This window comes from Caldanaerovirga acetigignens (assembly GCF_900142995.1).
GTDB classification, from domain to species: Bacteria; Bacillota; Thermosediminibacteria; order Thermosediminibacterales; family Thermosediminibacteraceae; genus Fervidicola; species Fervidicola acetigignens.
This window is the reverse complement of record NZ_FRCR01000001.1, coordinates 255642-274905: the sequence shown is the minus strand read 5'-3', so window position 1 is coordinate 274905 and position 19264 is coordinate 255642. Positions and strand designations below refer to the sequence as shown.

Here is a 19264-nt window from a genome sequence, read left to right as displayed (position 1 = left end):
CTTGCTACCTCCTTAAAATCAAATTATAAAAAAGCTTTCGTCCAGGAAAACGGACGAAAGCTCGTCTTCATCACTACCTCCTTAAAAATTAATATTTTGCATTTAAAACCTTATTGCATGAAATAAATCCTGCTTGCAATCAACTTCCTGTATATTAAATAAGCTGTTATCGAACCCGTAGCTTCAAAAATATTCCAAAAAAAGTCGGCGGTCAGCAAAAGACCACTCCCTTTCCCCGCATTTAAGTTTATTATAGCACAGAAGGCCATGTTTTACAAGGGAAAGAGAGCCCTTCTTTGTCTTGCAGCTTCATAAAGTAAAATTCCGCAAGCCACCGCTACATTCAGCGACTCCGCCTTGCCGAAAAGCGGAATTTTTACCTGTTCCGACGGCATATTCAATATCTCCTTTGAAACTCCTTCAGCCTCGCTGCCGAAGACAATAACTACCGGTGATGTATAGTCCGCATCTAGGTAACTTTTTTTCGCACCAAGGCTAGTTACTACTATTTTAGCTCCTTTTATAGATAATTCTTCCAGTACCCTCTGAAGGTCAATTTCTTCCACTACTGGAAGGTGAAAAATGGAGCCCATCGTGGACCTTATCACCTTAGGGTTATATACGTCCACACATCCTTTTCCTGCCAAAATCCCGCTGGCTCCGGCTGCATCCGCTGTTCTTATAATAGTCCCCATATTACCCGGGTCTTTTATTCCATCAAGAGCAACTACTAAAAAGTTACCCTCGTAAAAATTTGCGATTTCAAACTTCTTCATTCTAACAACTGCCATTATACCTTGCGGGGTCTTAGTATCCGACAGAGTTTTGAAGAGATTTTGCGTTATTTTGTATACTTTCACATTCCCAAATCCAGGGAATTTTCCTCCGTATTTTTTTACAAAATCGTCCGACAATACGATGAATTCAACTGCATAATCTGAATTAATAGCTTCCTGAGTAGCCCGTAATCCCTCGATAATAAAAAGTCCTTTTCTCTTCCTATAATTTTTCTGATTTATCAAAGCCTTAATAAGATTTATTTGCCCTTTTGAAAGCTCTTTAAAAGTCATTTTGCCTCCAAATAATCAGACAAGTTTCTCAAGTTTTTCTATATCTTTATTCTGTCCTACTACTACAAGGATGTCTCCCTTTGTTATTAAATCTTCTGCCCCCGGAGAAACTATCACTTCTTCACCGCGTTTTATAGCCATGACATTCAATCCATAGTTTTTCCGCATTTTCAATTCACCTAATGTTTTGTCGTACCACTCTGGAAAAGCCTCTAGCTCAACTATCGAAAATTCGGGCGAAAGCTCGATATAATCGAGAATATTCGATGCCACTAAATTATGTGCTACACGAACTCCCATATCCCTTTCCGGAAAAACCACCCTGTCGGCCCCTATTTTGTATAAAACTCTTCCGTGGAGGTCGTTTTGTGCCTTTGCTATTACGTATTTTATCCCTATCTCCTTAAGAATCAAAGTTACTAAAATGCTCGCCTGTATATCATCCCCGATGCTTACTATACCGACGTCAAAATTCCTAACTCCCAAAGCTTTCAATGTATTTTCATCCGTGGCATCTGCTTGAACAGCATGGGTTATGCTGTCAGCCAATGATTGAACTATTTCTTCACTTATATCAATTCCCAATACATCGTAACCCAGCTTATATAGCGTCTTCGCAACACTTGAACCGAATCTCCCTAAACCTATTACTACAAATTGCTTCACCTAACACCGCCTCCGAGTATTTAACCTACAAGTACTTTCTCCTCAGGATATTTTATAGGAGCAATTTTTTTTCTAGTAGCCAGCGCTAGAGCTACTGTAAGTGGTCCCACCCTACCGCGAAACATGGTGATTATTATGAGCACCTTTCCGACATCGCTCAAGTAAGGGGTGATTCCTAATGACAAACCTACAGTTCCGAAGGCAGATACGGTTTCAAACAATATGAGTATGAAATCTGCTTTTTCGGTCAGCGTTAGCAAGAATGAAACCGTAAATATGAGTAGCAGAGCTACCACAACAATAACACAGGCTTTAAATACATTATCCCAAGGGATCCGCCTATTGTATATTTCTACATATTCTCTAGATGTTATTGCAGTATAGATCATCAACATTAGCAAGAAAAACGTCGATGTTTTCACACCTCCACCCGTAGAACCCGGCGAAGCCCCAATAAACATCAACAGCATAGTAAAGTATTTAGCAGAAAGTGTCATATCAGATTGGTTTATTGTGTTAAACCCTGCTGTCCTAGCAGTTACTGATTGAAAAGCTGCAGCCATAATTTTCCCGAAAGGCGAAAGATTGCCGAGGGTTTTAGGGTTTTCATGCTCTAAAAAATAAATCACAATAAAACCAAATATCAGCAAAATTGCAGTCATTGTGAGAACTATTTTTGAATGAAGGCTGAGTCTATGAAAGCTCCTTGTAGTAAATACGTCGCATATCACTGAAAATCCCAAACCACCAAAAATTATCAGCGCCATAACCACTATATTAATTACGGGATCTTCCACAAAGGGAGTAAAACTACTAAAATCTCCTATGACGTCAAACCCCGAATTATTAAATGCTGACACTGAATGAAAAATTCCAGCATAAATTCCTCTCGAAAATCCATAAATTTTAATGAATCGCAACGAAAGTAAAAAAGCACCTACTCCTTCAAAAAATAGCGTTGTAAAAATGACATACCTAGCAAGCTTTACCACGCCTGCGATGGCTAGTTGATTTAAAGCTTCCTGCATTACAAGGCGCTCTCGAAGAGTTATCTTCTTTCCCAATATCAAAAATATTAACGTGGCCATCGTCATAAATCCGAGGCCACCAATTTGGATTAAAAGCAAAATGATAATTTGTCCAAAAATCGAATACTGTGTATAAGTGTCAACTACCACGAGTCCCGTTACGCACGTAGCAGAAGTAGCGGTAAAAAGTGCGTTTAAAAATCCCACGCTCCTTCCAGTCTTTGATGCTACTGGCAAAGCAAGTAGCAAAGTACCAATTAAGATTACTACGGCAAACCCTAAAACCAAAATCTGTGCCGGTTTTAATCTCAAATTATGACCGAAAGCAACTACTTTGATTTTGATCGCCTCCTAATATCAGACAAAAGCGATCGCCAGTTAACTTAAATTTATTTTACATTTGCTTTAGCTATCTCTACCAATTGATTAAATCCTTCTTTGTCGTGTATAGCCATCTCTGCTAGCATTTTACGGTTAATCTTTATACCTGCTTTTTTAAGGCCGCTAATAAATTTGCTGTACGAAATCCCATTGGCTCTCGCTGCTGCATTAATCCTTGTGATCCAAAGTCTCCTGAAATCACGCTTCTTCAGCTTTCTCCCGATGTATGAATACATCAAGGATTTTAAAACCGCCTGATTGGCCATCCTAAAGCGTTTGCTCTTTGCCCCGTAATATCCTTTCGCTAATTTTAAAATTTTTTTATGCCTTCTTCGAGCTGTAACTCCTTTTTTAACTCTTGGCATCAAATATCCCTCCGTTTACTTATATGGTATCAACTGTAAAATTCGCTTGTAATCTGCCTTGCTCACGAAGGCCGGCTTTCTTAGGCGCCTTTTCCTCTTTTGTGATTTATGAGAAAGAAGATGGCTTTTAAACGCTTTTGCTCTCTTTATTTTTCCCTTTTTCGTCAGATTGAATCTTTTAGCAGCACCTCTGTGAGTCTTCATTTTAGGCATCATAGCTCACTCCTTAGCTGTATTTTGTCTTGGCGAAAGTATCATCACCATATTCCTTCCTTCTATCACTGGGGGTTTTTCTATTACTGCCTTTTCTTTCACACTTTCCGCTAATCTTTTTAGTACATCCTCCCCCAGTTGGGTATGGGTTATCTCTCTTCCCCTAAACCTCACAGTAACTTTTACCTTATTGCCGTCGTCCAAAAATCTAAGAGCACTTTTAACCCTTACTTGAAAATCATGCTCTTCTATGTTTGGGCTCATCCTTATTTCTTTAACACTTATTACTTTTTGATTTTTACGGGCCTCTTTTTCTCTTTTACTTTGCTCGTATTTGTACTTTCCATAGTCCATTATTTTACACACCGGCGGTTTTGCTTGAGGAGCTACCTTGACTAAGTCCAATTGCCTTTCTTGTGCAAGCCTTAAAGCTTCTTTTAACGGCATTATCCCCAGTTGTTTTCCGTCAACATCTATTACTCTAACCTCTCGCGCCTTAATTTCATAATTTACTTCCAGTTCTTTTTCTTTTGTAATACCATTCACCTCCAAAAAAAATTAAATAAATAAAGGGCAGGAAGAATCCACCTGCCCCCTTTTTCTTGTCGGACCTTATAGGCTTTCGCCATAAGGTGAGAAGATGAATTCTTCTACTTTTTTCGCTAAAATATTTGTTTTCGATTACCTAAACTAATATATCATACGGGGTTTTATGATGTCAATTACTTTATAAGTTTTATTCTTTGCTTTTTATCTTTTCTAGTATCTCTTGGATAAACTCTTCTAAACTTCTCGTCCCTACATCGCCTTTTTCCCTTATTCTCACCGACACAGAGCCTTCGGCTTCCTCTCTTTCTCCCACGATGAGCATATACGGGATTTTTTGCATTTGGGCTTCCCTTATTTTATAACCTACTTTCTCATTTCTTTCATCCAATTCTACTCTAATATCATGGAATTCTAGTTTCTTTCTTACTTGTCTTGCGTACTCCAAAAATTTTTGACTTACAGGTATTACCTTTACTTGCACTGGGGCCAGCCAAACCGGAAATGCTCCTGCATAGTGTTCTATAAGGATCCCTATAAAACGTTCAAGGCTCCCGAAAATAGTCCGGTGAATCATTACAGGACGGTGTCTTTCTCCATCCGGACCGATGTACGTGAGGTCGAACCTTTCCGGCATCATAAAATCCAACTGAATTGTACCGCACTGCCAGGTTCGGCCTATGCTGTCTTTCAGATGAAAATCTATTTTAGGACCATAAAATGCCCCATCACCTTCATTTACTTTGTAAGCAAATCCTTTTTTCTCCAAGGCTCTTTGCAAGGCCGATGTGGCTTTTTCCCAAAGTTCATCAGGCCCCATTGAATTCTCAGGCCTAGTTGACAGCTCCACGTGGTAATCAAAGCCGAAAATCTTGTAAATGTAATCTGCCAGTTCAATTACGTCCAGAATTTCCTCCTCAATTTGCGATGGCATGACGTAAATATGGGCATCGTCTTGAGTAAAGCTTCTCACCCTCATCAAACCATGTAAAACTCCCGAAAGCTCATGTCTGTGGACGAGCCCTAATTCAGCCAATTTCAATGGAAACTCTCTATAACTATGGACCTGGCTTTTATATATCAATATTCCACCAGGGCAATTCATAGGTTTTATAGCATACCCTTCTCCGTCTATCTGAGTAAAATACATGTTTGCTTTATAGTGATCCCAATGACCCGACCGTTTCCACAATTCTTCGTTTAATATGATAGGAGTTTTTATCTCCTGATATCCTCTTTTCTGGTGTTCTTTTCTCCAAAAATCTACTAATGTATTCCAGAGTATCATCCCTTTTGGATGGAAAAACGGGAAGCCTGGACCTTCCTCGTGCATGCTAAAAAGCTCGAGTTCCCTTCCCAGTTTTCTATGATCTCTCTTTTTAGCCTCCTCCAGATTCTTTAGGTATTCTTCTAGCATCGATTTTTTCGGAAAAGATGTACCGTAAATCCTCTGCAGCATCTTATTGCGCGAATCGCCCTTCCAGTAAGCACCCGCAAGGGTCGTCAGCTTAAAGGCCTTTATCCTGCCTGTAGATGGTATGTGGGGGCCTGCACATAAATCGAGAAACTCGCCGTTTTTATAAAAGCTTATCTTGGCATCTTCCGGCAGGTTTTGGACCAATTCCACTTTGTAGGGCTCTCCCATTTCTTGCAATTTTTTTATCGCTTCTTCTCTTGTCACTTCCATTCGTATAAACGGCTGATCTTCCGCAATAATTTTTTCCATTTCCTTCTCGATTTTCTCAAGGTCTTCAGGAGTAAAGCTCTCCTCCCTATCAAAGTCGTAGTAAAAACCTTCTTCAATAGCAGGCCCAATACCCAATTTAACATCGGGGAAAAGTCGCTTTACCGCCTGAGCCATTACGTGAGAAGTGCTATGTCTGAACGCGTCCCTTCCTTCTTTGTCCTCAAAGGTCAGAATTTCCACTTCAGAATCCTTATCCACTCTATAACTCAAATCCACAAGTTCCCCATTGACTTTAGCTATTAAAGCTTCTTTTGCCAATCTAGGACTTATGTCCTTTGCTATGTCCATAACTGTAGCACCTTTCGGATAAATTTTTTCCTTATCTCCTTTTAAGAATATCTTTACTTGTTCCTGCATTGCCAACCACCTCACTTCATGTCATTTTTCCTAATAAATCGAAAAACCTCCCATCCCGCAAGGGACGGGAGGTTGCTCCCGTGGTTCCACCCTTATTTTTATACTCTTAAAGCTTTAAAGGTGCCACCTAAGGACTCCGAGACGGTTTTCGGCTTACTATTCTCAGGACCTTTCCAGCTCCCGGCCCCTCTCTGAGAGAACTCGTAAGCCTACTCTTCTCTTCATAGCCCTTGATATTATTCAGCTTTTAGTTAATTATATTCCCCTTTAATCATAATGTCAAGTTTTACAAGGCAATCACCAATGTATTATCTGGCAAAATGCAAAAATATAGCTTGTACGAAGCCAATAAAAAATCCTATGACTCCTCCAAGCAACTCTATCTGTCTTAACTCTTTCTTCGAGAGCTTTACTATTAGTTCTTCGAGCTGTTTTAAGTCGAGAGAGTTCAATTTCTCTTCAACCATTGAGCCTAATTTGAATTTTTCTTTTACTTTTGCTGTAAAATCTTTTTTTAATTCCTCATAAACGATTTCGCCATTTCTGTCTACTGCATCAAGCAAAAAATTTGCCACCGCCGCCTTAAACGTGTTAGGCAAATAAAGTAGCTTTTCATTGATTTTCTGCTCTAATATATCCTTAATCCGCGACAGTATTTGAAACTTTATTTCTTCCGCTGTCAAGCGATTTATTATATCATCTGAGCATATAATTTCTCTTTCTAAAACTTCACCTATATTTTTTGCTAATTCCCTTCTCCTTTTTGGTATAAGTCCTTGAAATTCCACTCCCAAAATTCTCACTGGCTTCAAAGGACGAAATATCAACCTTATTGCTAAAACGTTAGTCTGCCAGCCTATGAAAGCCCCTATTAAAGGCATAAAAACCAACTGTAAAATTGGTAAAATTTCTTTCATCGCCAAAACCTCACATTATCCTACAATAAATTCCATAAAAGGCAACAAATCAACTATAAAAAAAGCCCTTTATAGGGCTTTTTCTCACTGTACAACTTGGCACAAAAATGGTGGGCGCTGTAAGGATCGAACTTACGACCTCTTCCGCGTCAAGGAAGCGCTCTCCCACTGAGCTAAGCGCCCACTTTAAGTGGTGCCGGGAACCGGAATCGAACCGGTATGGGTATTGCTACCCCCAGGATTTTAAGTCCTGTGCGTCTGCCAGTTCCGCCACCCCGGCCTATTTTTTTTGGAGGCGGCACCCAGATTCGAACTGGGGATAAAGGTTTTGCAGACCTCTGCCTTACCACTTGGCTATGCCGCCATTTAAATAAAAATGGAGCGGAAGACGGGACTTGAACCCGCGACCCTCGCCTTGGCAAGGCGATGCTCTACCTCTGAGCCACTTCCGCACAAACTGGTGCCTTGGGGCGGAATCGAACCACCGACACGAGGATTTTCAGTCCTCTGCTCTACCGACTGAGCTACCAAGGCAGGACTGATATGGCGACCCAGAAGGGACTCGAACCCTCGACCTCCAGCGTGACAGGCTGGCGTTCTAAACCAACTGAACTACTGGGCCGCATACCATTTTTGGTGGGCGAAACAGGGCTCGAACCTGTGACCCCGTGCTTGTAAGGCACGTGCTCTCCCACCTGAGCTATCCGCCCTTGCGACACTTCTAAGTATACCTGATAATTAGTTCGCTGTCAAAAACAATGAAATTTCTTTATAACCATTTATTCGATTTATCCATAAATTATCGCGTTTTTTCTTCGATTATCTGGTCAATATGTCTGTCGTCCTTGTCTTTCCCGCCTTTTCGAAATTCGATTAACTTTCTTTTTTATGCATATCTTCTCTGGCCTTCCGCATTAATTTCTTTACCATATGCCCCCCTATTTTCCCAGTTTCTCTAGCGGTTAAGTTTTCCCACCCTCTTTTTTTAATATCATCCTCCAGATTTAGCTCCCGCGCAACTTCAGTTTTCAATTTTTCTAATTCTTTTTCTGATTTTTCTGCGATCTTTTTATTTCTAGACATAGTTTCTCCCTCTTCTTTCCTTATTATTTTTTATAAGTTTGCGCTAGCGTTTCTATTTTTATGTATTTATTTCATAATTTCATACTCTCTTTCAAGATTTCTTCGAGGGATTTTAGTAAAAATTCATTCTGCTCAGGTGTACCAACGCTAAAACGCAGCATGTTTTCAACTTCTTTCCCTTCCGGCTTTCTTACAAGAATACCTTTTTCCAAGAGTTTTTTGTATACAAGGTCTCTTGGAACTTTGAATTTGCACAAGAGGAAGTTGGTACTACTAGGGTATACCGTTATTCCAGGAAGTTCTTTTAATTTGTTTTTTAATTCTTCCCTTGCATTTATTATTTTCTCTTTTACCTCTTTTACCCAATCCATATGCTTTAAAATTTCAACAGCCGCTATTTGGGAAAAGAGATTCACGTTGTATGGTGGTTTCACTTTATATAATTCTTCGATTAAATTTTCATCCGCCACCGCATAGCCAATTCGAAGCCCTGCTAGTGAAAACACTTTAGAAAAGGTTCTAATTATGACCAAATTGGGAAATTGAGAAATCATCTTTATAAAGGTCTTTCCGCCAAATTCAAAATAAGCTTCGTCTATCGCTACTACCCCATTAAAATCTTCTATCAATTCAAGTATATCAAGGTCCCTGAAATAATCACCAGTAGGATTATTTGGGTTACAAATAAACATTACCTGAGACACATCTTTTTTGAAATGACTTTTTATTTTTGATACATCTAACTTCCAACTGCAATGTATAGAATCTTCTTCTAGTAACAAAGGAACGCAAATTACTTTTGCACCAGAAATGACCGAGAAAATTTCATAACTTGGGAAGGAAGGAACGGGTATTATTACCTCCCTACCTGGGCCGGCAAAAGCTAAAACAATGTCATATATAATCTCGTCTCCTCCACTGCCCACAAAAATCTTTTCCGGTCCTATCCCAAGGTACTCCGAGAGAGCTTCTCTAAGTTCATCACAGTTCGGGTCGTAATAATAATTAAAGTTTTCTCCCCTAACTCGCTCGAAAATAGAGTCCTTCAAGGCTTGAGGCAGATCATATGGACTCTCGTTTGCGTGAAGCCTTATCACTTCTTTTACTTTAGCAGGTTTATATGGAAGAAGGTTTACAAGGTCTTCCCTTTTATATTTCACGTTACATACCTCCATTCCTACTTTAAATTATTAAAAACTATAACACGATTTGTGCAAAAAAGTCAACGAAGGGAAGTAAAATAATTGATAGCAAGAAAGAGTTTTGATATAATTGAATTCACCATAAAGATATTTTTTGAGAAAGGAAGTGCTTTATCTTGAAGGAAAAAATCGAGGAAGTTCTAAATAAGATACGCCCCTCGCTTCAGGCAGATGGAGGCGACGTGGAATTGGTTGAAGTAGACGAAGAAAATGGCATTGTTAAAGTTAGGCTAACAGGAAGCTGCTTTGGCTGTCCATTTTCAACCATGACCCTTAAAAACGGTATTGAACAGGTTTTAAAAGAGGAAGTGCCCGGAGTAAAAGAGGTACAAGCAGTTTAAAAAATAATTTATGATACCGCACCGCTTTTTATGCTTGAACTTAAAAAGCGGTGTTTTTTTAATTAACTTGACATTCTAGTTAATATAAAGTATATTATTTACAGAAAACCAACTAAATCGATAGGAATTAAGGGGCGAATCAAATTGAAACTTACGACTAAAGGCCGCTATGGTCTTACCGCCATGTTTGATTTAGCTGTCAACTTCGGGAAAGGGCCTATACCTTTGAAAAACATCGCCGACAGGCAAAATATTTCAGAACATTACTTAGAGCAGCTCATAATGATTTTGAGAAAAGCGGGACTGGTAAAAAGCATCCGCGGCGCTCAAGGCGGCTATATGCTGGCCAAAAAACCTTCAGAAATAACGGTAGGCGATGTTTTAAGGGCCCTTGAAGGGCCGATAGGACTTGTTGATTGCGTTCTGGAACAGGACCCCGTAGAATGTGACAAAGCAGAAAGCTGCATAATGCGGCTAGTGTGGGAAAAAATAAGGGACAGCATAATTCAGGCGGTGGATTCGATAACGCTTCAGGATATGTGCGACGAAGCCGAAAAACGTAAGAACTCATCGGAAAGCTATATGTATTATATTTAGTTTACAAAGAAGAAAATTTCATTTTATCAAAAAAGGGGATGAACTTATGAAAAAAGTTTATATGGACCATGCCGGTACTACTCCGGTAAGGCAAGAAGTCTTAGAAGCAATGCTACCTTATTTTACAGAAAGATTCGGTAACGCTTCGACCATATATTCTTACGGTCGCGAAGCAAAGTCAGCTATAGAAGAGGCCCGAGAAAAAGTTGCTCACCTCATAGGAGCTGATCCCCGAGAAGTATTTTTCACCGCAGGAGGTACCGAATCGGACAACTGGGCAATAAGGGGCATCGCCCATGCAAATAAGGAAAAAGGAAAACACATCATCACAAGCTCCATAGAGCACCATGCAGTACTTCATACTTGCGAGGATTTGGAAAAAGAAGGTTTCAAGGTGACATATCTACCCGTAGACAAATACGGTCTGGTAAAAGTCGAAGACGTACTAAACGCTATCACCGATGAAACAATTCTAGTTACCATAATGCACGCCAACAACGAAATAGGGACTATAGAGCCTATTGCAGAGATCGGAAAAGCACTTAAAAAGCTCGACAAAAAAATATACTTCCATACCGATGCTGTGCAGACTGTTGGGAAAATCCCGGTCAACGTCGATGAACTAGAGGTAGACCTTTTAAGCATTTCAGCTCATAAAATTTACGGCCCTAAAGGCGTCGGCGCTTTATATATCAGAAAAGGCACCAAAATTAAACCTTTCATGACCGGTGGTGCGCAGGAAAATAAAAGACGCGCAGGAACGGAAAACGTCCCGGGTATCGTCGGATTTGGCAAAGCAGCGGAATTGGCCGAAAAAGAACTTATGGAACAATATGAAAAATTGTCTTATCTGAGAGATAAATTAATTAAAGGCATAATGGAAAGAATACCGCACGTAATTTTAAACGGGCATCCCACTCAGAGGTTGCCTCACAATGTAAACGTATGTTTCAAATATATAGAAGGTGAGTCCCTGCTCCTTAATCTGGATATGAAGGGTATTTGTGCATCTAGCGGCTCTGCGTGCACCTCGGGCTCTCTCGAACCCTCACACGTACTTTTAGCGATAGGACTACCTCATGAAATCGCCCATGGTTCTTTAAGGCTCACTTTAGGAAGGGATAATACGGAAGAAGACGTAGACTATGTGCTTGAAGTGCTTCCCGGCATAGTGGAAAAACTGCGCAACATGTCTCCGCTTTTCCCGTCAAAAGGAGGTAACTGAAAATGTACAGCGAAAAAGTAATGGAACATTTTGCGAATCCAAGAAATGTGGGAGAAATCCCAGATGCGGATGGAATTGGAGAAGTTGGAAACCCGGTTTGTGGGGATTTAATGAAGATATATATAAAAGTCAAAGACAACGTAATCGAAAACATTAAATTTAAGACTTTCGGATGCGGAGCCGCCATAGCCACCAGTAGCATGGTTACTGAAATGGTAAAGGGAAAGACTATAGATGAAGCTTTAAAGGTCACGAACAAAACGGTGGCCGAAGCTTTGGGCGGATTACCCCCAGTGAAAATGCATTGTTCAAATCTCGCTGCCGATGCTCTACACGCTGCTATAGAAGATTACAAGAGAAAAAAGGAGAGGAAAGATGTCGCTGAACAAAAATAGAGTGGTGGTTGCCATGAGCGGTGGAGTTGACAGCTCCACCTGCGCTTATTTATTGAAGGAACAAGGCTACGAAGTTATAGGTATCACGATGCAAATCTGGCAGGACCCTTCCGAAGAATACATATACCGGGAAGGGGGCTGTTGTTCCATCGGCGCCGTATATGATGCGCGTAAAGTAGCTGAAAAGCTAAAAATTCCTTATTACGTGCTGAATTTCAAGGAGTTATTCAACGAAAAGGTAGTTAACTACTTTGTGGACGAATACCTGGTAGGAAGGACTCCAAATCCCTGCATAGCTTGCAATAAATACATTAAGTTCGAAGCCCTTTTAAAAAAGGCGATGGAAATCGATGCTTATTATCTAGCCACAGGCCATTACGCCAGAATAGAATACGATGGCGAATCCGGGAGGTACCTTTTAAAGAAGGGAAGGGATAAAACCAAGGATCAATCTTACGCCCTCTACAACTTGACTCAGGAGCAGCTTAAACATCTGCTGCTACCTTTAGGAAAATTCACAAAGAGTCAGATTAGAGAAATCGCCCGTAAAGCCGGTTTGCCCGTGGCAGAAAAGCCCGACAGCCAAGAAATCTGCTTCGTTAATACGAATTACAAAGACTTTCTCAAAGAAAAAGCGATTGAGCGGATAAAACCAGGACCAATTTTGGACACTAGCGGAAAAGTTTTGGGCCAGCATGAAGGAATTGCCTTTTACACCATCGGTCAGAGGCGGGGATTGGGTATTTCGGCTGGAAAACCGCTCTACGTAGTCAAAATTGACCCAAAAAAAAATGCAATAATTGTAGGTGAGGAAAAGGACCTTTTTACCAAAGAATTTCAAGCAGAAAAAATCAATTGGATAGCTTTCGATTCACTCACTCAAAAAATCAGGGCTTACGCAAAAATTCGTTACAACTTTGAAGAAAAACCGGCCGAAATTCATCCTTTAGAGTCCGGCAACGTAAAGGTCGTTTTCGACGAACCGCAAAAATCGGTAACGCCTGGACAGTCGGTGGTTTTTTATGACGGTGATTTGGTCTTAGGCGGTGGAATAATAGCAAAAAAGGGAGAATAACGGCAAAAGCTAAATTTTTACATCAATATGATTGCTGCTTTTTTTAAAGGGGCTTTCCCTTTTTTTATTTTTTTCATCCTTTCTCCTTTCTTTTTCTGAAGTTACCTCAATTTTTTCCGATTTAGTAGGTGAATTAACTTTTCTCTTTTCTATTTCCTGCTGTTTTTGGAACTGCACGCCTAGCATGGTTTGAACCACTTTGCCGGATTCCTGCAGATTCTGATGTTCTTTTGCCACTTCCAAAGTCTTCGGAATAATTACCTGCATGTCAACGGGCCGCAAGAGTTTCACCTTCTTTCATATGGTCTTGACTTTATCTGCCCTTCGCAATTGTAAAAAGTTACGTGCTCGTATTTGTCTTTTAGCCTGATGCTTGCATTACCTATAGTTATGTTTACTCCAGGATAAACCGTATCACTAGCAGAAACTTTAGCAAACGATACGGTTTCGCTTAGTATCGACAGTCTCTCCTTTTCTTCCTCCAATTCTTTCTTTTTTTCTAAAAGCTCACTCTCTGATTCTTTTAACCTCTTAGCCATTTCGATCCTTTCGTGTATCTCTATTCCTCTATTTACCTGTTTTATTATGATTTCTAGGGCTGTCTTGATTTTTGCCAAATTGTTTTCCACGTTTTCAAGTTCTTGGCAGATTTCATACATTCTTCTTTTATATTTGGGATTCACCCCTACCTCCAATACAGTCACTGTTGCCATCGGCGACCCTATAACCTTTGCATTTATTTCCTTTTCGGCTTTTGCGCTGCCTCCTACCAAGAGGCCTTTTTTCCCTTTTACCTCTATTTTGTTTCCCGCTGAAACAAAGCTGTGCATTATTGCTTCATTTACGATTACATCTTTTCCGGCTTCTAAAGTGCAGTTTTCTGCAAATTTTGCCACAATGTCGCCGGCAGCTTTTACCATCGCTTTACCCATGCCTCTTATACCTCTTTTTAAAAAAATCTTCCCTCCTGCAACGAGCTCGGCTGCTTCCACATAACCTTCTACTTCTATATCTCCTTCTGCTTTAACTTTATACCCGCTCTTTATATTTCCGTAGACCTTTACGCTTCCAACAAAATCTATATCTCCTGTCGCCGGCCCCACATCTCCCTTTATTTCCATTACTGGTAGCACGCTAATTCTTTCTCTGTCAATCACCGGATGTCCGTCGATGGCCGAATAGTAAAAATTTCCATCATCCGATAATGTAACATTCTTCCCAGGTCGGAGCCTAACCTGTTTACCATCTTTTGCCTGTATTACCTTGCCGGTTACGGTCTTCCCTGGATTACCCTTTTCCGGAGGAATTATCTCGGCCAGCAATTGCCCCTTTTTAACATTGGTAATAAACCCAAGGTCGTGAAAATCTACCTTCCCATCTTCGGTGATCTTAGGTTTCAATTCCTTGTTAATCTCTACGTGATATATAATTTTCCCATCTTTGCCTTCCTTCGGCTCAATTCCCCTCGCTATTTCGATAGGAGTATCGTAAATGCCCTTTTCTAGCATTTCCCTTATTTTGTCTACATCTATCCCAAATACAACACTATTTTTGTTCAGTTCCTTTAAAACATCATCTATACTGAGGTTTGCCTTACTTGCAGAAGATGAAATTAATGCAAGGGTCGCACTCATTTCATCTTCAGAAATCTTCACGCGAACAAAACACTCCTGTTCAATCTGACTCACATCTTCAGGATAGTTTGTGTCTATTTTTTCCATCAATTCACACCCCCTAATTTCTAAAATAGGCTCTTTTTCTACTAAGGCTTCCCCTCAGTCTCATTATCGCTTTCGTATGTAGTTGAGAGACCCGGGCCGGCGAAATATTTAGAACCATAGATATTTCTTTCAAATTCAATCCCTCGTAGTAATAAAGAGCAACAACAAGTTTTTCTTTGCTCGGAAGTCTATCTATCGCATCCCCCAATAATTTTTTCAATTCCTCTTTCTCCACATAATGTTCCGGTCTTTCATCTTCCTCTGCCACTACTGCCAATACCTCTTCAAGAGACACCACGCTGGTTGCAGCCAATTCTCTGTAAGTCCGTTGCAGTTCGTCTATGGTAATATTTAACTTTCTGCATATGTCTTCATCGCTTACCTTTCCTTCTAACTCTTGCTCTAACTCTGAATAAGCCTGTTGCAGAATCTTCGCTTTCTCTAAAGCCTTTTGAGGTATCCAGTTCAACCTTCTAAGTTCATCGAGCATTGCTCCTTTGATCCTCTTATAGGCAAACGTTTCGAACTTTACTCCCTTTTCTATATCGAATCTGTCAATGGCCTGCAAAAGACCTATGATTCCAGCACTAACGAGGTCATCATAGTCCACAAATGGCGGCAAATTTATGGCCAGCCGGGCTGCTATATGTTTTACTAAAGGAATGTACATTTTTATAATCTTTTCTTTTATTGTAGAATCACCTTTTTTCCTATATTCAAGCAGTAGATTCTCCGCCCTGACTGCCTCCTGCACCCGACCACCTCAAATCATCAAAGTATTTTTATTCCGTGTCCTATGGTTTTTACGGTCAATTTACCCGTTTCGCAGCAAAATTCAATAGTCCTTCCGTAATTGCCTTCAACATCTTCGGCAATTAAATCTATATTTAACTGATTTAATTTCCTTCTTACTGCCTCTACATTTCTCTTTCCTATCATCATTACACTGTTTTCTGACTTCAACTGAAACATCTGAGCTCCTCCTGCTATTTTTGCGACTAGATTTTTGGTGCTTGCCCCTCCATTTTTCAACTCAGCAACTAAATGCTCTATAGCAGTATCAGCAAACTTGCCGGGGTTAAAGTCTTTTTTCCCAGCCAAACTACTATCAGGAAGCATGATATGAGCCAAACCACCTATTTTCCTAACTCCGTCATATAGCGCAACTCCTACACACGAACCTAGGCCAAAAGACACAAGCATTGCTGGTGCTTTGGCTGTCTTATATTCTCCCATCCCCACTCGAATTATTTCCATCAGATGTCCTCACTCCAATTGTGTTCAAAAGTACTTTAAATGTCTTGTCATCATCGGGTATTAGGAAAAAGTGAACCTTTATATCGTTCAAACCTTCTTCAAATTCTGTTTCCAACAAAAATGCAGTATCTCCAATATAGCCATAAAGGCTCAACGGAACACTGAGTATAGCACCTGCCATGTCAACGGCAAGGCATGGCACTGATATTCGCAAAGATAGCCGCGTAAAATCCGCAAGTGCCGCTACGAAAGCACTGGCAATTATGTTCCCCATCTCTTTTAATGCAGACTCTTCTAAAACCGTCAAATCCAATTCTAGCTTTTCTTGCCCCAGCATTATTTTTAACAGATTTAATGTGTCAGAGGGCTGTATTATAAATAAAATATTAAACCCAAGCCCACCTTCAATTCTAAAGAAAATTCCCGTGACCATATTCTCTGGTCCGCCAACCAACTTTGAAACTTCATCAAAAGGCAATACTTTGACTTCCGGAATTTTCATCTTCACTTTTTTTGCTAAAAGCATCGACAAAGCCGTCGCAGCATTTCCTGCACCAATGTTGCCTATCTCTTTAAGAGCATCCAATTCTATCTCTTTGAACATATTTTTAACCTCACATTGCAGCCCGCATCTCTGCTTCGCCGGGCTTTAAAATTTTTTCAAGATTAAGTATTATAAGCAGCCTTTCACCTATTTTCCCTATTCCTTCCAAAAAATCAGAACTTATGTTTCCCGCAACCGACGGAGGCGGTTCGATGGAATCTTGTGCCAATTGAACAACTTCGGTTGCAGAATCCACTATCATTCCTACCGTCAAATCATCCAGCATGACTATAATGATTCTTGTATCGCCCGTAACTTCACCGGTAGCAATGCCGAATTTCTTTTTCAGGTCTATTACCGGAATTATTTCGCCCCTGAGGTTTATAACTCCCTCCACAAAATCCGGTGCTTTCGGGACTCTGGTTATCGGCATCATTCGCTCAATCGTGTTTACCTGCATGATGTCTACAGCGTATTCTTCCTGTCCCAGTTTGAATACAACCAACTGGCGAATTTCTTCCATCCACAATTCCCCCTTGTTTTTTATAGCAATGCATTTATATCCAAGATCAGAGCAACCTGTCCATTTCCCAAAATGGTAGCTCCGGCGATAAATTTTATGTTTTTCAGGAAATTCCCCAGCGATTTAATCACTATCTCTTGTTCTCCCAATAGGTTATCAACGATCAACCCCACTTCTTTATCGCCTTTTTTAACTATCACCACCGTAAGGGTTTCCTCGTCGGATTCACCGGCTGAAATATCCAGTATTTGGTGAAGCCTCAGTATCGGAATAACGTTTCCTCTCAGCAAAATCACTTCACTTTTTTGAACCTTCCTCAATTCTTCTTTTTGAAGAATTACTATTTCCTTAATTGAGCTTAATGGAATTGCGTATTTCTCCTTACCCAATTCTACCATTAGTGCCTGTATTATAGCTAGAGTCAGCGGCAGCCTTATTAAAAATGTAGTACCTTCATCTTTTTTTGTTTTTACCTCCACTGAACCGCCCAGAGATTCGATCTTCGTTTTAACAACGTCCAAACCTACCCCTCTTCCAGAGATATCGGTAACTTTTTCTTTTGTACTAAAGCCAGGTTCAAAAAGGAAATTTAAAATTTCATTTTCTTTCAATTTTTTCCCTTGAACTCTATCCACCAAATTTAAATTTTGAGCTTTTTCTAAAACTTTTTCTAAATCTACGCCACGTCCATCGTCGGACACTTCTATTACTACATTATTGCCATCGTGATATGCCTTGAGTTTCAATGTACCTTCTTGGGGCTTCCCCTTTTTTCTCCTTTCCTCTGGAGTCTCAATGCCATGGTCCAACGCATTTCTTATAAGATGTACCAAGGGGTCCCCAATCTCATCGATTATCGTCCTGTCGAGTTCAGTTTCGGCTCCTTCAATTATCAGATTAACCTGCTTTTTCAACTCTTTTGAAAGGTCCCTGACTACCCTAGGAAATCGGTTGAATACGTTCTCTATTGGTATCATTCTCACCTTCATGACTGCATCGTGGAGGCTTGAAGTAATCCTTGCTAGGTATTCTAGGGCCTCTCGCCTTTTTTGCACGTGTTCAGGAGTCCTATCCTGTTCTTCCAGACGAGTTTTTATTATAATAAGCTCACTGACTAAATTCATCAGGTTGTCTAATCGCTCTATATCAACTCTGAGCGTCTTTGTAGTATTTTTTATTTTGGTTATATCACCGATTTTATCGGATGTAAATGTAATTTGACTTGAACCAGATGATTCGATTTCGCCCGTTTTATTCATTTCAGCATTCATTTTTATTTCTTTTACAGTGACACTTTTTATCTCCGACACGGAATTTACGGCGTCCAAAATTTCTTCTTCTGATTTCGGCGATACCAAATATATATAAAATTCATTTTCGAATTTTTCATCTTCTATATCCTGAACATGAGGTCTAGTCTTAATAATATCACCCAAATTTTCCAGAGCCTTGAAAACCAAAAAAGCCCTAGCTGACTTCAAGAGACAGTCGTCACTTAACCTTATTAGCACCTCCCATATTTTCAAATTCTTTCTCGAAGCTTCTTCCATAATCCGAATTTCGAATTCATTGAAAGTCGCTTCGTCTTCTTTAGAAGGCTCTTTAAAATTCAATTCACTTTCACCTGCGATAAACTTCCTTAATTTGTCAATACTAGAAGTTATTTCTATCTGGCCTTCACTTCCTTCTAAAGAAATATTTTCTATCATTTTTTGAATTAAATCTACACATTCTAGCAGTATATCCACAATAGAACTCGTTACTAAAAATCTGCCGTTTCTTATCTCGTGCAGCAAGTTTTCCATCTCGTGGGTTAATTCTGATATTTTGTTGAACCCCATAGTCCCAGCCATGCCCTTCAGCGTATGAGCAGACCTGAAAATCTCTTCCACCACTTCTTGAGTAGGGTTCTTTTCAAGATTTAACAGATTGCTATTTAAGTTTTCTACGTGTTCCGTTGCTTCCTCTAAAAAGACATTTAAATAACGGCTGTCCATTATCATTAACCTCC

23 protein-coding genes and 7 tRNA genes are annotated in these 19264 nt (G+C 40.0%); 5 read left to right on the top strand and 25 right to left on the bottom strand.

Annotation, left to right across the window (positions count from 1 at the left end; translation table 11 throughout):
- Positions 1-110: 110 nt before the first annotated feature.
- From BUB66_RS11975 to hisC, 18 genes are all read right to left on the bottom strand, one after another.
- The gene (locus BUB66_RS11975) at positions 111-269 is read right to left on the bottom strand and encodes a YqzL family protein (RefSeq protein ID WP_143156173.1); all 159 of its coding nucleotides are present in this window, start codon (positions 267-269) and stop codon (positions 111-113) included.
- A 3-nt stretch (positions 270-272) separates the two neighbouring features.
- Complete coding sequence (locus BUB66_RS01525) at positions 273-1070, bottom strand: TrmH family RNA methyltransferase (protein ID WP_073253556.1); 798 nt, start codon at positions 1068-1070, stop codon at positions 273-275.
- Positions 1071-1085: 15 nt separating this feature from the next.
- The gene (locus BUB66_RS01520) at positions 1086-1736 is read right to left on the bottom strand and encodes a potassium channel family protein (RefSeq protein WP_073253553.1); all 651 of its coding nucleotides are present in this window, start codon (positions 1734-1736) and stop codon (positions 1086-1088) included.
- A 20-nt stretch (positions 1737-1756) separates the two neighbouring features.
- Positions 1757-3076, bottom strand: coding sequence for a TrkH family potassium uptake protein (locus BUB66_RS01515; RefSeq protein WP_073253550.1), 1320 nt, complete (start codon positions 3074-3076; stop codon positions 1757-1759).
- A gap of 77 nt (positions 3077-3153) precedes the next feature.
- Positions 3154-3510 (bottom strand): 50S ribosomal protein L20, encoded by a 357-nt coding sequence (gene rplT, locus BUB66_RS01510; protein ID WP_073253547.1) that lies wholly within the window; start codon positions 3508-3510, stop codon positions 3154-3156.
- Positions 3511-3525: 15 nt separating this feature from the next.
- Positions 3526-3723: a 50S ribosomal protein L35 gene (gene rpmI / locus BUB66_RS01505; RefSeq protein ID WP_073253545.1), complete on the bottom strand. Its 198-nt coding sequence runs from the start codon at positions 3721-3723 to the stop codon at positions 3526-3528.
- A gap of 6 nt (positions 3724-3729) precedes the next feature.
- Complete coding sequence (gene infC / locus BUB66_RS01500) at positions 3730-4275, bottom strand: translation initiation factor IF-3 (RefSeq protein ID WP_073253541.1); 546 nt, start codon at positions 4273-4275, stop codon at positions 3730-3732.
- A gap of 184 nt (positions 4276-4459) precedes the next feature.
- On the bottom strand, positions 4460-6373 hold the full coding sequence (gene thrS / locus BUB66_RS01495; protein ID WP_073253539.1) for a threonine--tRNA ligase: 1914 nt from the start codon (positions 6371-6373) through the stop codon (positions 4460-4462).
- A gap of 308 nt (positions 6374-6681) precedes the next feature.
- Positions 6682-7290 carry a DUF445 domain-containing protein gene (locus BUB66_RS01490; protein WP_073253536.1) on the bottom strand — a complete coding sequence of 203 codons (609 nt, stop codon included), beginning with the start codon at positions 7288-7290 and terminating at the stop codon, positions 6682-6684.
- A gap of 108 nt (positions 7291-7398) precedes the next feature.
- Positions 7399-7473: transfer RNA gene (locus tag BUB66_RS01485), tRNA-Val, on the bottom strand.
- An 8-nt stretch (positions 7474-7481) separates the two neighbouring features.
- Positions 7482-7570, bottom strand: a tRNA-Leu gene (locus BUB66_RS01480).
- 10 nt (positions 7571-7580) lie between these two features.
- Positions 7581-7654 (bottom strand) — tRNA-Cys (locus BUB66_RS01475).
- A 13-nt stretch (positions 7655-7667) separates the two neighbouring features.
- Positions 7668-7742 (bottom strand) — tRNA-Gly (locus BUB66_RS01470).
- A 6-nt stretch (positions 7743-7748) separates the two neighbouring features.
- Positions 7749-7824: transfer RNA gene (locus BUB66_RS01465), tRNA-Phe, on the bottom strand.
- 10 nt (positions 7825-7834) lie between these two features.
- A tRNA-Asp gene (locus BUB66_RS01460) sits at positions 7835-7912 on the bottom strand.
- Positions 7913-7924: 12 nt separating this feature from the next.
- A tRNA-Val gene (locus BUB66_RS01455) sits at positions 7925-8000 on the bottom strand.
- Between the two features lie 163 nt (positions 8001-8163).
- Positions 8164-8373, bottom strand: a complete 210-nt coding sequence (locus BUB66_RS01450) for an alpha/beta-type small acid-soluble spore protein (RefSeq protein ID WP_073253533.1) — start codon at positions 8371-8373, stop codon at positions 8164-8166.
- Positions 8374-8444: 71 nt separating this feature from the next.
- Complete coding sequence (hisC, locus tag BUB66_RS01445) at positions 8445-9533, bottom strand: histidinol-phosphate transaminase (RefSeq protein ID WP_244269705.1); 1089 nt, start codon at positions 9531-9533, stop codon at positions 8445-8447.
- Positions 9534-9691: 158 nt separating this feature from the next.
- Here hisC and BUB66_RS01440 point away from each other — a divergent pair, with 158 nt between their 5' ends.
- From BUB66_RS01440 to mnmA, 5 genes are all read left to right on the top strand, one after another.
- Positions 9692-9916, top strand: coding sequence for a NifU family protein (locus tag BUB66_RS01440; RefSeq protein WP_073253525.1), 225 nt, complete (start codon positions 9692-9694; stop codon positions 9914-9916).
- Between the two features lie 144 nt (positions 9917-10060).
- The gene (locus BUB66_RS01435; RefSeq protein WP_073253522.1) at positions 10061-10513 is read left to right on the top strand and encodes an RrF2 family transcriptional regulator; all 453 of its coding nucleotides are present in this window, start codon (positions 10061-10063) and stop codon (positions 10511-10513) included.
- Between the two features lie 46 nt (positions 10514-10559).
- A complete protein-coding gene (nifS, locus tag BUB66_RS01430) occupies positions 10560-11738 on the top strand; it encodes a cysteine desulfurase NifS (protein ID WP_073253519.1) in 1179 nt (392 codons plus the stop codon).
- A gap of 2 nt (positions 11739-11740) precedes the next feature.
- Entirely contained in the window at positions 11741-12133 is a 393-nt protein-coding gene (nifU, locus tag BUB66_RS01425) for a Fe-S cluster assembly scaffold protein NifU (protein WP_073253516.1), read from the top strand.
- Positions 12120-13208 (top strand): tRNA 2-thiouridine(34) synthase MnmA, encoded by a 1089-nt coding sequence (gene mnmA, locus BUB66_RS01420; protein WP_188092862.1) that lies wholly within the window; start codon positions 12120-12122, stop codon positions 13206-13208. Before nifU ends, mnmA begins: the two co-directional genes overlap by 14 nt.
- Before the next feature lie 9 nt (positions 13209-13217).
- Here the strand turns inward: mnmA and BUB66_RS01415 are convergent, their stop codons facing one another.
- From BUB66_RS01415 to BUB66_RS01385, 7 genes are read right to left on the bottom strand one after another with little or no spacing between them, the layout of a single operon-like run.
- Positions 13218-13499, bottom strand: a complete 282-nt coding sequence (locus BUB66_RS01415) for a hypothetical protein (protein ID WP_143156172.1) — start codon at positions 13497-13499, stop codon at positions 13218-13220.
- Positions 13496-14929 carry a flagellar assembly protein A gene (locus tag BUB66_RS01410; RefSeq protein WP_073253507.1) on the bottom strand — a complete coding sequence of 478 codons (1434 nt, stop codon included), beginning with the start codon at positions 14927-14929 and terminating at the stop codon, positions 13496-13498. Before BUB66_RS01410 ends, BUB66_RS01415 begins: the two co-directional genes overlap by 4 nt.
- A gap of 13 nt (positions 14930-14942) precedes the next feature.
- Positions 14943-15683, bottom strand: coding sequence for a FliA/WhiG family RNA polymerase sigma factor (locus BUB66_RS01405; RefSeq protein WP_073253504.1), 741 nt, complete (start codon positions 15681-15683; stop codon positions 14943-14945).
- Between the two features lie 17 nt (positions 15684-15700).
- Positions 15701-16186 carry a chemotaxis protein CheD gene (locus tag BUB66_RS01400; protein WP_073253503.1) on the bottom strand — a complete coding sequence of 162 codons (486 nt, stop codon included), beginning with the start codon at positions 16184-16186 and terminating at the stop codon, positions 15701-15703.
- Entirely contained in the window at positions 16152-16790 is a 639-nt protein-coding gene (locus BUB66_RS01395; protein ID WP_073253500.1) for a chemotaxis protein CheC, read from the bottom strand. The genes BUB66_RS01400 and BUB66_RS01395 overlap by 35 nt, the downstream gene beginning before the upstream one ends.
- A 10-nt stretch (positions 16791-16800) precedes the next feature.
- Entirely contained in the window at positions 16801-17253 is a 453-nt protein-coding gene (locus BUB66_RS01390; RefSeq protein ID WP_073253497.1) for a chemotaxis protein CheW, read from the bottom strand.
- Positions 17254-17273: 20 nt separating this feature from the next.
- Positions 17274-19250, bottom strand: a complete 1977-nt coding sequence (locus BUB66_RS01385) for a chemotaxis protein CheA (RefSeq protein ID WP_073253494.1) — start codon at positions 19248-19250, stop codon at positions 17274-17276.
- Positions 19251-19264 lie beyond the last annotated feature (14 nt).

Excerpts from the sequence above, each read along its gene's own strand:
- BUB66_RS11975 (WP_143156173.1), bottom strand. The coding sequence starts at position 269 with ATGGCCTTCTGTGCTATAATAAACTTAAATGCGGGGAAAGGGAGTGGT.
- BUB66_RS01525 (WP_073253556.1), bottom strand. The coding sequence starts at position 1,070 with ATGACTTTTAAAGAGCTTTCAAAAGGGCAAATAAATCTTATTAAGGCT.
- rplT (WP_073253547.1), bottom strand. The coding sequence starts at position 3,510 with ATGCCAAGAGTTAAAAAAGGAGTTACAGCTCGAAGAAGGCATAAAAAA.
- rpmI (WP_073253545.1), bottom strand. The coding sequence starts at position 3,723 with ATGCCTAAAATGAAGACTCACAGAGGTGCTGCTAAAAGATTCAATCTG.
- thrS (WP_073253539.1), bottom strand. The coding sequence starts at position 6,373 with ATGCAGGAACAAGTAAAGATATTCTTAAAAGGAGATAAGGAAAAAATT.
- BUB66_RS01490 (WP_073253536.1), bottom strand. The coding sequence starts at position 7,290 with ATGAAAGAAATTTTACCAATTTTACAGTTGGTTTTTATGCCTTTAATA.
- BUB66_RS01450 (WP_073253533.1), bottom strand. The coding sequence starts at position 8,373 with ATGTCTAGAAATAAAAAGATCGCAGAAAAATCAGAAAAAGAATTAGAA.
- nifS (WP_073253519.1), top strand. The coding sequence starts at position 10,560 with ATGAAAAAAGTTTATATGGACCATGCCGGTACTACTCCGGTAAGGCAA.
- nifU (WP_073253516.1), top strand. The coding sequence starts at position 11,741 with ATGTACAGCGAAAAAGTAATGGAACATTTTGCGAATCCAAGAAATGTG.
- BUB66_RS01410 (WP_073253507.1), bottom strand. The coding sequence starts at position 14,929 with ATGGAAAAAATAGACACAAACTATCCTGAAGATGTGAGTCAGATTGAA.
- BUB66_RS01400 (WP_073253503.1), bottom strand. The coding sequence starts at position 16,186 with ATGGAAATAATTCGAGTGGGGATGGGAGAATATAAGACAGCCAAAGCA.
- BUB66_RS01395 (WP_073253500.1), bottom strand. The coding sequence starts at position 16,790 with ATGTTCAAAGAGATAGAATTGGATGCTCTTAAAGAGATAGGCAACATT.
- BUB66_RS01390 (WP_073253497.1), bottom strand. The coding sequence starts at position 17,253 with ATGGAAGAAATTCGCCAGTTGGTTGTATTCAAACTGGGACAGGAAGAA.
- BUB66_RS01385 (WP_073253494.1), bottom strand. The coding sequence starts at position 19,250 with ATGGACAGCCGTTATTTAAATGTCTTTTTAGAGGAAGCAACGGAACAC.